At 70.1% G+C, this 13,810-nt stretch carries 11 protein-coding genes; 4 read left to right on the forward strand and 7 right to left on the reverse strand.

What is annotated here, in order from left to right; genetic code table 11:
* Positions 1-837: 837 nt before the first annotated feature.
* Positions 838-1,104 carry a hypothetical protein gene (locus ABZS80_RS32970; protein WP_355062081.1) on the forward strand — a complete coding sequence of 89 codons (267 nt, stop codon included), beginning with the start codon at positions 838-840 and terminating at the stop codon, positions 1,102-1,104.
* 149 nt (positions 1,105-1,253) lie between these two features.
* Positions 1,254-1,973, forward strand: coding sequence for a DinB family protein (locus ABZS80_RS32975; RefSeq protein WP_355062083.1), 720 nt, complete (start codon positions 1,254-1,256; stop codon positions 1,971-1,973).
* 907 nt (positions 1,974-2,880) lie between these two features.
* On the opposite strand, the gene ABZS80_RS32980 is transcribed toward ABZS80_RS32975, so the two are convergent.
* The 4 genes from ABZS80_RS32980 to ABZS80_RS32995 form a co-directional block, all read right to left on the reverse strand.
* The gene (locus ABZS80_RS32980) at positions 2,881-3,750 is read right to left on the reverse strand and encodes a hypothetical protein (RefSeq protein WP_355062085.1); all 870 of its coding nucleotides are present in this window, start codon (positions 3,748-3,750) and stop codon (positions 2,881-2,883) included.
* 290 nt (positions 3,751-4,040) lie between these two features.
* On the reverse strand, positions 4,041-5,030 hold the full coding sequence (locus tag ABZS80_RS32985; protein ID WP_355062087.1) for a CehA/McbA family metallohydrolase: 990 nt from the start codon (positions 5,028-5,030) through the stop codon (positions 4,041-4,043).
* A 265-nt stretch (positions 5,031-5,295) separates the two neighbouring features.
* On the reverse strand, positions 5,296-6,579 hold the full coding sequence (locus ABZS80_RS32990; RefSeq protein ID WP_355062089.1) for an SGNH/GDSL hydrolase family protein: 1,284 nt from the start codon (positions 6,577-6,579) through the stop codon (positions 5,296-5,298).
* 6 nt (positions 6,580-6,585) lie between these two features.
* A complete protein-coding gene (locus ABZS80_RS32995) occupies positions 6,586-7,164 on the reverse strand; it encodes a dihydrofolate reductase family protein (RefSeq protein ID WP_355062091.1) in 579 nt (192 codons plus the stop codon).
* Between the two features lie 163 nt (positions 7,165-7,327).
* Here ABZS80_RS32995 and ABZS80_RS33000 point away from each other — a divergent pair, with 163 nt between their 5' ends.
* Together ABZS80_RS33000 and ABZS80_RS33005 are read left to right on the forward strand one after the other, a co-directional pair.
* Positions 7,328-10,069 (forward strand): LuxR C-terminal-related transcriptional regulator, encoded by a 2,742-nt coding sequence (locus tag ABZS80_RS33000; protein ID WP_355062093.1) that lies wholly within the window; start codon positions 7,328-7,330, stop codon positions 10,067-10,069.
* A 126-nt stretch (positions 10,070-10,195) separates the two neighbouring features.
* Complete coding sequence (locus ABZS80_RS33005) at positions 10,196-11,032, forward strand: hypothetical protein (protein WP_355062095.1); 837 nt, start codon at positions 10,196-10,198, stop codon at positions 11,030-11,032.
* A 218-nt stretch (positions 11,033-11,250) separates the two neighbouring features.
* On the opposite strand, the gene ABZS80_RS33010 is transcribed toward ABZS80_RS33005, so the two are convergent.
* The 3 genes from ABZS80_RS33010 to ABZS80_RS33020 all read right to left on the reverse strand — a co-directional run bounded on the left by ABZS80_RS33010 (position 11,251) and on the right by ABZS80_RS33020 (position 13,561).
* Entirely contained in the window at positions 11,251-12,021 is a 771-nt protein-coding gene (locus ABZS80_RS33010; RefSeq protein ID WP_355062097.1) for a transposase, read from the reverse strand.
* 80 nt (positions 12,022-12,101) lie between these two features.
* On the reverse strand, positions 12,102-12,599 hold the full coding sequence (locus ABZS80_RS33015) for a GNAT family N-acetyltransferase (protein ID WP_355062099.1): 498 nt from the start codon (positions 12,597-12,599) through the stop codon (positions 12,102-12,104).
* Positions 12,600-12,901: 302 nt separating this feature from the next.
* A complete protein-coding gene (locus ABZS80_RS33020) occupies positions 12,902-13,561 on the reverse strand; it encodes an HAD-IB family phosphatase (protein ID WP_355062101.1) in 660 nt (219 codons plus the stop codon).
* Between the last annotated feature and the right edge of the window lie 249 nt (positions 13,562-13,810).

Consider the following 13,810-nt stretch of genomic DNA (forward strand, 5'->3'; position numbering starts at 1 on the left):
GCCGTCTGGATCAACCCGCCCGAACCAGCAACCGATCAACCACTACCCCAAGCGGCGTAACACCCACTGGTCTCACCGGCCTTGACAAGTACCGACCCTCCGCACTGTCGCAGTAGTGGTTACGCCAGACGCTCAAGCTTGCGTTGAGCAGGGGAAAGAGGGGGCAGTCCTGAGCGTGTGAGCAGCCCAAGTCACTCCGATCTGGCCAGCGTCACCCGGCTAATGGGTGGGATGGCATGAGTTGGAGGGGCAGGTCCCGGTCAGCAAGCATACATACCGTATGGACGACTGACGATCGGAAGGCGATCATGTCGAACGCCGCCTTGATCAACGCCCCGGTCACGCCCCACTACGGCCTGGTCGCGGTCGGACGCCCGGTTGCTCATGGCCGATGACGCGTCCGCGTCGGCCGTCTCGCTCGCCCAACTGGCGCGGGGCCAGCCCCGAGTTCCGGTCGGCGTCGCGCGCCCAGCGTTCGCGCTGCGCGGCAGATCCCATGCTGGCGCGCCCTACGCCTCCGGCCACCGGGCGTGCTGTTGTTGTGGGGCGGCCGTCGTGGCCGCGTCTCGCCGGCCGACCACGACCGTCGCGCTGGCGCTCTTCGACGACGCCGACCGTGCCGGCGACGTCCTCGGATACGTGAGTCGCCGGCACGGGTCGCGGGCAGTGGGCGCGTACAACGCCAGCGCCCGGCCTGGCCGCCGAAATCCCTCGACGGGCAACGTGTCGGCATCCGCATCAACGAGAAGGCGCGAGCCTTTTCGACCTGGACACCCGCCAACTGCTGTGCACCCGACCCAACCCGCTCACCCCGCAACCCGAGGCCGGACCGGTGCATTGCAGCGGCGGGCCTCCAACAGCGGCGTCGTCGTGGTCGTCGGGCAAAACGTCGCGCTCGGCCGAGTCCACGCGGACAAGACCGTCACCATCCACATCACCGACACCGAGCTGGCCATCGCTTGCGACGACGGCACCCGCATCGTCCGGGGCAACACCGACCCGCGCGTGCGCAAACTGGAAGCCAGCCGGCCCCGCTCGCGTCCGGACGTGGCGGCGATGATGGAGGCGTTGCCCGGCCCGGTGGTGGGGGTTCGCGTGGGATGATCGACACGAACCGATACGCAACTCGGGTTGCGCGTTCACGGCGCCGTCCTGATCGGCGGATAGCAAGCCTATGTGCCCGTGGGACCTGGAAGAGGCCAAATCAAGCCGGGGAGGCTGGCTTGTCGGTGCTCGGACCTAGCATGCGGAGCATGATGCGGTATGTTGACGAGGATCTGCACGGTGCGGAGTTCCGCGAGTGCGATCTGACCGGGGCACGCCTGATCGGCGTCGTCATGCAGGATGCCGTGATCGACGGGCTCATCACCAACCTCGTGGTGAACGGTGTCGAGGTCACCGAGTACGTCGAGGCAGAGCTCGACCGGCGTCATCCGGTGCGGGTGCTGATCCGCTCCGAGGACCCTGCCGATCTGCGCGAGGCATCTCGTCAGCTCCATGCCGGCTGGGCCGCCACGATCGAGCGAATCCGCCGTACGCCCGGCATCGAGCGCCGCAGCGTGAACGACGAGTGGTCGGCGGTGCAGACGATGCGCCACCTAATCTTCGTCCACGACTCGTGGTTCCGCCGCTGCTGCCTGGGCTCGACGCAGCTGTTCACGCCGATGGGCATCGGGACGACCGTCGAGCCCTACCGTGCAGCGCACGGGCTTGACCTCTCGCTCGATCCGGCCCTCGACGAGATCGTGAGCGTGCGTGACGCACAGGCCGCCGAGCTGGAGGCCTGGCTCGACGGGGTCACCGCTGTGCAGCTCGCAGCGCGAGCACCGGTGCCCGACGACGATGTCTGGCCGCCGTACGCCCGGGGCCGCTTGGTGCGGCAGTGCCTCGGCACGGTGCTCAACGAGACCTTCGAGCACCACGGCTTCTGCGTCCGCGACCTCGACCTGATCGAGGCACAGGACGCTGAGTAGGACCGGCTACGGACTCAGCATCTTGCGGATGCGGGCATCGCTGACTGTCTGCGTGGTGCCGAGCTGCTGGGCCCAGAGCTGGACGGGTACTTCTCGAGTATCCGGCGGGCCTGACCTCGGTGCTGGCCGGGCGGGCGGCCGTCGGGAGCGCGGCGAGCTGATGGAGGTACGCCGCCTGGAGGTCGGCGATGCGGTCCATCAGTGCGCGATCGGCGGCGATGGTCGTATCCGACTCGCGGCGCCCGACAGGGGCCACTCCTCCTAGCGTTGAGTGCCGATTGCAGCGGCGACCTGACATCAGCCGTTGACATCAACAGTGGCGGCCGAGGCCGCACCAGCGCGGACGGATGTCGCCTCTGGACCGGGCCTGGTGAACGTCAGCGGACGCTGCGGCTCTCGCCGGAAGCGCCTTACGAACGAGGGGTCGCAGCAAGACCGAACGTCGGGACGATGATGTGCGAGAGATAGGGCAGTGGGCGGCTGCGACCGCGGGCGCGAAGATTGAGTTCGTGCCAGGTCAGGGAGACGACCCCGCGTCGGTGGAGAACGCAGTGCATGCACCTGGTGATCTTACGCCAGCCGTCGCTTCCACCGTTCCGCGCTCATCGACAAGACCGAGCATCGTCTTGATCGACCGACTGTAAGGCTGCACGATCGCGGTCAGCGGCATGTGGGGAGACCCCTCTGTTGGACAGGACGCACTACGCTTGCAGGGCGGCCTGCCCAACGCGCGGCGCCGGTACCGCTCGTCACTGAGCCCACGGGTGGCAGCACCGTTCGAGTCGGGCCAGGCTCCGGGGAGCCCGCTCATATGAGCGGGCTCCCAAAATGCAGCAGGCCCAACCGTTCAATTGCAACCGCGCGGATCACGGCGGCAAAGTGCGCACTGGTCGAGCCCGGCCACGTGTCATAGGTTGTCGATGTAGATGACGACCGCCTCCGGCGGTGGCGCCGGCGCCAGCTCCGGTGCCGACTCGACATCGGCGTACAGCCACATCCGGTGCGCTGTCCAGTTCAGGATCCCGCCGGTCTCGCGGGAGCCGCGATAAACGCCATGTTCGGGATGGAGCGGCCAACCACCGCTGCGGAGGTGCTCGACAAGCCGGGTCACGGTCGTTGTCCTGTCGACGTCATCGGCGGCCATCACCACGAACTCGGCGGTGCAGTTGCCGCTGCTGCCACCATCGGCGCAGATGTCGGCCGACACCAGGCGCAGCGACGCCGGCAGTGGGAGGACCTCGTCCCCGCGAGCAGGAAACCGCAGCCTGCCGTCGCCGTCGAACCCGACCACGCCAAGCCCGCAGCCGCACAGCAGCACCACGGTTGCCAACGTCGCCATCGCGGCAACCGACTGGACTTTGCCCGCCGTCCCGTTGCCCCCGCGAGGGCTAGGGGCGGAGAAGGGGTGCACGATCCGGTCGATGACCAGCGCGGCCAGGCACAGGACGCCGACCAGCAACCACACCGCGAACCAGTCGAGCCATGGCGCGGCTAACAGGCTGCGGGTCCACTGCGAGACGGCGAACGCGGCGCCCTGCCCTGCGATGAAGACGATGCCGACAGCCACGCCGACAGCACGGCCACTACGGGTGCCCCACGCCCAAGCGCTGACCACGATCAAGCCGCAGGTCGCCGCCACTACAGCGACCATGGGCGCACCCTGCCCGAGCGGCAGTAACGCAAGCGCAGCGCCGCCCGCAGTCAGCCACCAGCGCCAACTGTTACCCGCCACCATCACCACGATGAAACCTAAGATCATCACCAAGGCGGTTGGCAACTACTGTCACCACATAATTGGGGCCGCCCCTTCTACCCGAAGGCCGAACGAGGCGTCCATTGGAGCTGAATCGGCTAGGGACGGCAGACCTGTCCCCTTCCTCATCGACATGAGCGGACGCTCACCCGAAGCACGCGGCCTACGGGCAGATGAGGAGGGGAGAGGCGGCCCCGGCTACCGGCGCTCGCCGGCGTCCGTCTCCTTCCATAGCGCCTCGGTATCAACCGGCTGGTCGCTGTCTTGGGCGGATCGTGGGGCGGAGTCAACAGGAGGGTCAGCAAACCACGCATTCAGGTCAGGATGATCGGGTTGCTGAGCGCCGCCATGTGCCCTTCGGGGTGGCGCACCTCGATGCGGATGAACGCCGATTCTTCGGCGTTGGTGTGCCACTGCACGGCGCCCGCACCTGTGCCGGGCAACGGTGCGCTGTGCATCTTGCCTTGCACGGTGTGGAAGCTGACAATGCCGGAGGGCACGCCGCGTACCTCCGCTCGCGCCACGGCCGGTTCACCGCCGGTCGTCAACCGCTCGCCGATCCCGGCGTGGTGACTGCCGGCTGATATCGTCAAGGACAGCTCGACGGCAGCCGATTCGGCAATCCAACTGCGGCCGGCCCGGATGCCGGCGAGGATCGCGTTGGCGCTGAGTTCCTCGGCGAGTACGACGGTGTGCGCGATGCCGATCTGGCCCTCAAGGTGGGTATCGCTGTTGCCCACTGCCGGCCGCCACCGCCCCTGGTGGATGTCCGCGGCCAGGGCGCGCCCCCATTCGGCCAGGGCTGTCTCATTGTCGGCTTGCCAGGGCACATCCGAGCTCCACGGTCCGTTCCACACCTCCACCGCGTCGAGCCCCTGGTACGGGTACATGAACGTGCCGGAGGCGTAGGGCGCATGCGGATGGGCCGCCACACACAGCCCACCGGCTCGGTGGACCTCATCCAGATGCCGGTCGAGCATCCCGTCGAACACGCCGTAGTCCCAGCCGACCACCTGTCCCGCGGGTATGCCGAGCGCGAGCCAGTGCCCGGTGCGGGTGGTGACCTCTTCGCCCAGGATCACCAGCAGATCGTTGCCGGCGTGCCGCCCCCAGGCGCCATGCGCGTCGGGCGTGTTGTGCTCGGTGGTCGCGAGGAAATCCAGCCCAGCCGCACGGACGTCGGCCGCAAGCTGCTGCGGCGTGAGCTTGCCGTCCGAGTGCACCGAATGTACGTGGCAGTCGCCCCGGTACCAACCACGCCCCCGACCAGCCACCCGTAGAGGGGGGAAATCCAGTTCCGACATCCATTCCCCCTAGTGCGCCTGCCCCGGGCAGCGCACGCGTCGTTCGCAGCGCTCTGGCATGACGGGCACGGCGCCGGTATATCGTGAAGTCTCTGACGCTCCACAACCGAGAGTCGCCGTGCCCGCCCCGACATCATCGCCCATCAGCCCGACCGCCGAGAAGAGCGGCCCGGCCGGCTCTGGGAGGTAGGGCACGCCAAGCCGCTCACCGTTCAGTGCCGTTGGACGCTATCCGACGCCGTTCGCCCGCTCCCGCGCTGCTCCGTCAGAGGCGGCGGAGGTCGATCGCGTCGGCCATGGCCCGCGTCCCGGCGTCGTTCGGGTGCAGGGCGTCGCCGCAGTCGTACGCCGGCGACAGGCCCGGCCTCCCCCGGTCGGTGACGGCCCGGTCGAGGTCGATCACGCCGTCGTACTCCCCGCTGGTACGGATCCACCTGTTGACCGAGAGCCGCGTCTCCTCGACCGGTTCGTAGATGCTGCCCACCACCGGGGTGAGAGTCGCGCCGAGGACGGTGATCCCGCGGGCGCGGGCGGCGCGGATCAGCGTGCGGTATCCGGCGATGAGGTCGTCACGGGTCACCACCGGCGACGGACCGCAGCCGAAGTCCGGAAGGCCGCTGGTGGCGAGGTCGTTGAGGCCGACCTCAATGATCACCGTACGCACGCCGGGCTGGTCGAGCACGTCGCGCCGGAATCGGGCGAGCACGCTCTCGCCGTAGCAGGTCGAGCTGCCGACGAGCTTGTTGCCGCTGATCCCGACGTTCGCCACGCCCACCGGCCTGCCCGCGGCGGCGAGCCGCTCGGCCAACTGGTCGGGGTAGCGGTTGTCCGCGCCGGGCGTGGAGCCGTACCCGTCGGTGATGGAGTCACCCACGGTCACCACCGTGCCCCGGGCCGGGCGGGCCCCGCCGGTGACGTCGAGCCCCGCCAGGTAGTACCAGGAGTCGCTGACCTCCCCGGCGAACGCGCCGTCACCCGGGTCGTACCGGTGGTCGCCGACGGCGCGGTAGGTGGTGGTCAGCCCCTCCTGATGGAAGGTGGCGGGACCGGTCGCGCCGGCGAAGTAGAGCGTGACGGTCAGACGCTCCAGCGCCCTGGTGGGCAGCGCCACAGCGTCGGAGGCGGCGTCCCGGCCGGGCGGGACGGTGACACCGGCGGAGTGGTGGAAGGTGAGCCGGTGGACGGTGCCGGGAAGGACCTGTGCGCCGGCCCGTGTCCTGCCGACGGTGGCCCCGGTGACCCGCAGCGGCGTGGTGCCGTAGCGGTTGGACAGCCTGATCCGCAGGTGGCTGCCCCCCACGCTGAGCCGGACCACCTGCCGCACCGACTGGTCCCGGAACCCGTCGACGGACCAGTTCGGCCCGTCCCACTCGTTGCCCGCCACGGGATGCTGCGGGGCGCTCGCCCAGCCGGTGGACCAGCGAGCGGGAGCGTGCTGGGCGGCCGCCACCGGGGCGGCCGGGGCGGCGCCGGTCAGGCCGACCGTCAGCAGCGCGGCGCCGAGCGCCAGTTGACGAAGTTTTCCGTACATCGTGGTCTGTCCTCTCACGGTCCGCTACCTGCCCGCCGGCTGGTAGCGCAGGATGACGACACCGGAGTCGAGCACGGTCTGTCCGGCCAGGCGTAGGTTCCCCCTGCCGCCGTCCCGGAAGAGCAGGTCGCCGTTGTCCACCCGTCCCTGCCCCACCAGGACCGGGTGCACCCAGAACCGCAGCTCGTCGATCAGGTCGTTCTTCAGCAAGGTGCGGGCGAGCCGGCCGAAGCCGTACATCAGAATGTCCTTGCCAGGCTGCCGCTTGAGTTCCGCGACCTCCTTGACCACGTCCCCCGCAAGGATCGCGGAGTTGTGCCAGTCGGCCCGCTGCAGCGTCGTCGAGACGACGTACTTCGGCAGGCTGTTCATCCGGTCGGCGAAGCCGGCCTCGTCGCGCGGCATGTTCGGCCACGCCTGCGCGAACCCCTCATACGTCTCCCGGCCCAGCAGCAGGGCATCACTGTCGAACAACTGCTCCAAGGCGTACCGCTGCCCCTCCTCGGTCATGTACGAGAGCATCCACAGGTGGGGGTTCGCGATCACCCCGTCGAGGGAGACGTAGGTCGAGGCGACCACCTTGCGGCCCGAGGTGTCGTTCATGCTTGCAGTCCTTCCGCTCATGCCGGCCGGTCCTGGATGTCGGCCCGCTGTCTGACGGCACCCAGCCTGCGGCCCGGGAGGGTGTCCGGACATCCGTGGCGCCACGGACTCGGCCACGGAAAGACGGCACGTACGTCCGCTGCCGGTGCGGGACAATGGCGCCGTGTCCTCGATCGCCACCGAACGGCCGTCCAAGCGAGAGGCGGAGGTCCTCGCGCTGCTGCAACTGCGCCTGACGAACGCTGAGATCGCCGAACGGCTGTTCATCTCGGTGCGCACCGTGGAGAGCCATGTGTCGTCGTTGCTGCGCAAGTACGGCGTCGCCGACCGGTTCGACCTCACGGCGCTCGCCCGGCCCGCGGCGGGCGACAGCACCACCCCCGGCGGCAGGATGTCCGGGCTGCCCGACCCGCGTACGGCCTTCGTGGGCCGCGAGCGCGAGCGGGAGGCCGTCCTCGCCGCGCTCGCGCACCGGCGGCTCGTGACGCTGCTCGGACCCGGCGGGGTGGGCAAGACCCGGCTGGCCGGCGCGGTGGGCGCCGCAGCGGCGCCAACGTTCCCGCTGGGTGGGGTCTTCGTCGATCTCGTGCCGGTCCGGGACGACTTCGTGGTCCAGGCCGTGGCGACCGCGCTCGGGGTCACCGAGCAGGTCCAGCAGCCACTGCTGGCCGCGATCACGGACCGCCTCGGCCGGGGCCGCACGCTGCTCGTGCTGGACAACTGCGAGCACCTGCTCGACCCGGTGGCCGGTCTCGTGGAGCGGATCCTGTCGGCCTGCCCGGAGGTGACCGTGCTGGCCACCAGCCGGGAGCGGCTCGCCGTCCCCGGTGAGCAGGTCGTCCCGGTCGGGCCGCTGCCGCTCGGCACCGACGCGGTCACTCTGTTCCATGACCGGGCCCGGGCGGCCGACCCGGAGTTCGACGGGGACCCGGCGGTCGTCGCAGAGCTCTGCGCCCGACTCGACGGGATGCCGTTGGCCATCGAGCTGGCCGCCGCGCGCAGCGCGTCGCTGGGGGCGGCTGGCCTGCTGGCCGCCCTGGACGACGTGCTGCTCCTGCTGGCCGGCGGGCGCGCGGCGGACCGACGGCACCGGTCCCTGCGCGCGGTCGTCGGCTGGAGTCACGACCTGCTGGACGACGATGAACGGCTGCTGCTCCGTCGCCTGGCGGTGTTCGTCGGCAGTTTCGACCTTCCCGCCGCGGTGGCGGTCACCGACGTCGGCGCGCCGGGCGCGGTCGCCGACCTGCTCGGCCGGCTGGCCGACAAGAGCCTCCTCGTCCCCGAGCGCGGGGCCGTGAGCAGATGGCGCCTGCTGGACACTGTCCGGGCCTTCGCCGCCGAGCGGCTCACCGCCGCCGGGGAGGAGCCGGCGCTGCGCGAGCGGCACCTCTGCTGGGCTGCCGAGACGGCGGTCGCCCTGCGGGGGCACCCGGCCGACCGCTGCCGGGAGGAGTTCCGCGCCGTCGCCGACGACCTGCGGGCGGCGTTGACGAACTGTCCGCCGGGGCCGAGCCCGCTGGCCCACCAACTGGCCCGGGCGCTCGGGCACCTCGCGTACGTGCACCGGTTCCTGCTCGAAGCCGCCGCTCACTTCGAACGGGCGGCCGCCCACGCCCCCGCCCCGGGGGACGCCGTGCCGGACCTGCGGCACGCGGCCGACTGCATCGTCACCGCCACCAACTGCAGCCCGCAGGCGTTCCGGCACCTGCTGGCCGCTGCGGAAGGCGCCCGGGCGGCCGGCGACGGCGACGCCCGCGCGCTCGCGCTGACCCGGGCCGTGGAGCTTGCCAACCGGTTCAATGCCGAGCCGGCCGCCGAGATACCCCAGCAGCGGCTGCGTGAGCTGCTCGGGCAGGCAACCGCTGCCGGCACGGTGGGCAAGCCCACGGTGGCAGCCGGCCTGACGCTGGCGAACGCCTGGACGGCGAGTGGGCGGTGCGACCCCGATCCGCGGCTCGCCGCCGCCGCGCTCGCGGCAGCCCGGGCCGCTGGGGACCCGGTGCTGATCAGCGCGAGCCTGGATGCGGTCGGCGGCGCGGCCGGCCGGGCCGGCCGGCTGCGGGAGGCGCACCGGGTGACCGGTGAACGCATCGCCCTGCTGCCGGAGTTGTCGCGCGACGACCCGTCCGCCGGTGTGGAGATCGTGGACGCCGTGCACATGGCGGCGACCTGGGCGATTGCCGCCGGGGATCTGCCGGCCGCACTGGCCGCCGCCGAGCGGGTGTACCGGGACGACCTGGTCAGCAACCACCCGTACGCCTCGGCGAGCAAACTGATCCCGGCCCTCGCGCTGACCGGGCGGTTCAATGAGGCGCTGCGGCACACCGAGGCGATGTGGGCCGGTTGGTGCCGGGCGGGCCGGCCCGCCGCCCCCTGGCTGTGGCTCGCCGTCCTGGCTGCCGCGCTCGCGTGCGGTCTGCTCGGCGACGGCGAGCGCTTCGGACTGTGGCGGGCTCGGGCGCTGGAGGTGACCGGCCTGGCCGCCCCCGAGCAGGTGCCCAACTTCGTCGCGTTCCTGGCCTTCGTGGACGCCCGTGTCGCCGTGCACACGCCCCGGACGGACGCCGCCGCGGCGCTGGTCATGCGCGTGTTCGGCAGCGAGTCGCAGGGCCGGTACGGGCCGTATGCCCGCGCTGCCGCGGCCGAACTCGCCGTCGTCGCCGGACTGCCCGACGGGGCCGACCGGCTCGCGGCGGCCGCGCCGGACGGCGCCGAGAACGACTGGGCGGCGGCCTGCCTCCGGCGGGCCGCGGGGCGGCTGCACCACGACGAGGACGCGCTCGCCGCCTCGATTCGGGCCTGGGAACGTATCGACGCCCGGTTCGAACGCGCCTGCACCCTGTTGCTGCTGCCCGAGCGGGCGGCCGAAGGGCGGGCGGAACTGGTCGAACTGACCCGGCGGTGACGGCCGTACGCCGATGCCCGCGTCGACGGTGACGCCCCTCCGGCTCAGGGAGAGTCAGCCCGACCGGCGGCGAGGGCCTTGCCTCACCCCGGCCGGGACCGGCAGGCTTGGCAGATGGGTGTGGGGATGGCAGGCGTCGGTCTGCCGGCGCTCCGGCGTACCGTGACGCACCCGGCTGTCTGGTCGGTGCCGGCGATGGCGCTGCTGGTGCTCGTGGCCATCCCGTTCAACGACAGGTTCTACGGTTTCTGGGTCAACGACGACCCGCAGGGTGACGCACAGCAGTACGAGCTGCTCCACACCACACGCATCTTCCGGTACACCTCGGGCGTCCTCTGCGGGCAGGTGTTGGCGTTGCTGGCCGGCGCCGCCCTCGCCAGCCGGAACGCACAGGCGAGGGCGCTGGCGGCGGCGGTCCCGCTCGCGGTGCTCCTGGCCGGGGTGGCCGTCGCGGTCGCGTACCCGCTCGCCCGGGCTCGCGAAAGCATCTTCTTCACGAGCCCGGCACTCGACGACCCGATCCTGGTGCGGGTCCTCCTGTGCGAGGTGACCGCCTATCCGTTCTACGCCGCTGCTGGCGTCGGACTCGGCGCGCTGCTCAGGGGGCGACTGGGGCGCGGGGCGCGCTGGCCGCTCGTGCTCCTACTCCTGCTCGGCTGGTTCGTCGCCACCCTGACGGGGCTGGTGCAGGACGACCGGTTCGCCGCGCCGTACGGGCTGTTGTGGGCCGTCCCACCGCTCGCGGCCGGCACGGCGATCGCACTGGCCGGACTGTCGACGGATGTCTGGGCCGTACCACCTGTGCCGGTGGGTGACTGGGGGCGCGGTGCCGGCACCGCCCTGCTGGTGAGCGCCGCCGCGTACGCCCTGGGGTTGAACCTGCTCGCCCGCCGGGCCCGTCGACGGGCGCCTGCGCGAGCCGGCCCGCTCCCCCACCCCAACCGGACCACTGACCCGCGGTGACGCGGCGGGCCGTGCTGAACCGGCGCTGGTAGGCGGCCGGGCTGATCGACAGCTTCCGGTTCACGTTGAGGTGTCTTGCCAACTGGCCGGGCGGGTGATCTCCGAGGATCCACCGTCACCATCTCGGTGATGTTCCCGGTCACGCTCATGTGCGGTCCCCACTGGTTCCAGGCCCGCAGGTCCGAGCGGCCCGCTTCGGTCGTCGTTCAGTTTGTCACTCACCCGAGAACTGAGCGCAGCTTCGGGGCCCATGGCGCTTGGGACCTTCCTTGGCTTGTCTTCCGCCGCTTCGTCGAGACCATCACAAGCCGCTGAGGCTGTGCGGTCAGGGCTGCGGGACCACGGGTTGCCGGTGGGATTCGAGTCTCAGGTCGGAATTCCCACCAACTCCGCCACGGCGGATCCCAGAGCCGCATGTCGATGCAGCGTGGCCGCTGTGAAGGGCGTCCGAGGGCCCCCGGACGACAAGCTGCTCCCCGCCGGGCGGGGAGCAGCACTCCTTGCTGGACGTTGCTAGTGCGGTGTCCACTAACGTTCACCGGGTGTGCGGTGGGTGTTGTGGATCCTCGCCTTTGGGGCGAGCGACTCCCCACCTGAAGGTGGTGGGGCGGGCCTCCGCGGGCCAACTGATCCTCGCGCCGCCTGGTGTGGGCGGCGGGGGTCACGTCGGGACTGGCCGGCACCGGGGAGGAGTCGACCGACACCAGCCAGTCGATGTCACCGGCGGCGTCCGCGTCGGCCTGCACCCCGGCCAGCATCCGGGCGAACGCGCCGTCGAGGGCCCACCTGCGGAAACGGGTGTAGATCGACTGCCAGGACCCGTAGCGGGCCGGCACATCACGCCACGCCGCCCCAACCCGGACCTTCCACACGATCCCGTTGAGTACCCGCCGATCATCAGCACGCGGTCGACCACCCGTCACCGCCGACGGCAGATACCTCGACAGCGATTCCCACTCGACGTCAGACAACTCGTAGCGATGACCCACGCGCTACATCATCCGACATCAAGATCCTTTGAAGGCACCGACTGTGCTCTGTCCTGTAATCTTGGGCGTGTCCCGTCCGGTCAGTTGCGCTCGTCCTCCTCGGTCTTGAAGGTGCGGAAACCCCGGCGGTGGTAACTGGGTAGGGCGCGGGGGTGGTCCAGGGTCGATGTGTGCAGCCAGACCCTACTCACTGGGGGGCTCAGTTTCCACGCCCGTTGGACTGCAAGCGTTAACGCACATCCGCCCAGGCCCTTGCCGACGAAATCAGGCAGTAGCCCGAACGCTTCGATTTCCACTTCATCGCCGGAGTGGAGGTCGTAGGAGGCCATGCCCACAGGTTCGCCCCCGATGGACAGTAGCCAAAAGGTCCTGGTCGGACACTGGGCAAACCATCGGCCCCATTCTTCCTCCGTCCGGCGTGCGCTCTTCCAACCGTAAGGGGCGCCGATCCTGGCCCGCAGGTCAACAACCAGCGGCGAATCTCGATTCAGGGACTCCAAGACCAGTCCGGGCACTGATGCCGCCGGATTGAGCTGGTCACGGGCCGTCATTTCTACATACGTCACAATCTCCTTCACCCGTGGAGACTACGTGGTCCCCAGCTTGCGGATCACGGGACAGGGTGCCGGAGCCAGATGCGGGTCGAGGCGACGTCGAGAGGGCCATCATCCGCATAGGCGATTTACCAAGACTGCCATCGAGATCGCGGGACACGCCGGCTGGCCGGGCTTGACCGCGTCTGTGATCTGACAACTGATGTGCGACGCAGCTTTGCCAGGTGATGTGCGACAGATCCAGCGCTAGGGGCGACAGGATGGCCGCCAGCGCAAGGTCCTGTCATGCCGAGAACAGTGCGCCGAGAGGCGATTCGATAGGCTCGTCATTTCCCCGATATAGGCATGGCGTTCAGCCATGCGCCGAGGAGTGGCAGCACGGCCCGCAGGTCGGTTCCGTCGATTGATACGTGGGCGGCTGCGCGAGCCGCCGGGGTTGCGTTGAAGGCGATGGCCAGCCCGACCGCAGCAAAGAGCGGCAGGTCGGAGCGCCCGTCGCCGACGGCAACGCAGCGCTTCGGGTCCACGCCCAGCTCGACGGCCACGCTCACCGCGAAGTCGCGTTTGCTCAGTTCGTCGAACTGCTCGGCGACCTTCCCGCTGTAACGGCCGTCAACCAGCTCCAGGCGCGGTCCGCAGGCTCGATCGAAGCCATAGCGGTCGCACAGCTGGGTGCCTACGATGTCCCACGCCAGCGTGGCCAGGACGGGTGCCAGCTGATGTTGACGGCACCACAGAACCGTCTCGGCAATGCCGTCCACCAGCGGCAGCGACTCCATGAACCCACGCACCTCCGTGGGTGTCCGTGTTGCCCAGCCACGAGCTTCGAGGACCGCCGCCTCCTGGCTGCTCAGGGTGCCGGCGCCGTAGCCGGCCTGCACCTCTTGAATGACCTTGGCATAGCCGAGGAACTCCGCCAGGTGCTGCCCGCTGCTGGTCGGCGTCAGCGTCCCGTCGACATCAAAGAACACCGCTCCACGGATCACAGTGGAACGCTACCGGCTGCTAGGTCGGGTCTCATAAGCCCTGCTCGGAGCGGTGCCGCAGTGTCGCCACCCGCTACGACAAGACGGCCACGTCGTACCGGGCAACCGTCATCGTCGCGCTACTTCATTGGATCTGAACCTTTGAAGACACTGCCTAGTAGTGCTTTGTTAGGTCGGCGTGTCGTTGAGTCGTTTGAGTGGTTCGGGGTAGTTCGATGTTGCGGTGACCCCTGACGAGCTTTCGGTTGT

Origin of the sequence: Micromonospora sp. NPDC005305 (assembly GCF_040607315.1) — a bacterium.
Taxonomy (GTDB): Bacteria; Actinomycetota; Actinomycetes; order Mycobacteriales; family Micromonosporaceae; genus Micromonospora.

Excerpts from the sequence above, each read along its gene's own strand:
- ABZS80_RS32985 (WP_355062087.1), bottom strand. The coding sequence starts at position 5,030 with ATGTCGGAACTGGATTTCCCCCCTCTACGGGTGGCTGGTCGGGGGCGT.
- ABZS80_RS32975 (WP_355062083.1), top strand. The coding sequence starts at position 1,254 with ATGATGCGGTATGTTGACGAGGATCTGCACGGTGCGGAGTTCCGCGAG.
- ABZS80_RS33005 (WP_355062095.1), top strand. The coding sequence starts at position 10,196 with ATGGCAGGCGTCGGTCTGCCGGCGCTCCGGCGTACCGTGACGCACCCG.
- ABZS80_RS32995 (WP_355062091.1), bottom strand. The coding sequence starts at position 7,164 with ATGAACGACACCTCGGGCCGCAAGGTGGTCGCCTCGACCTACGTCTCC.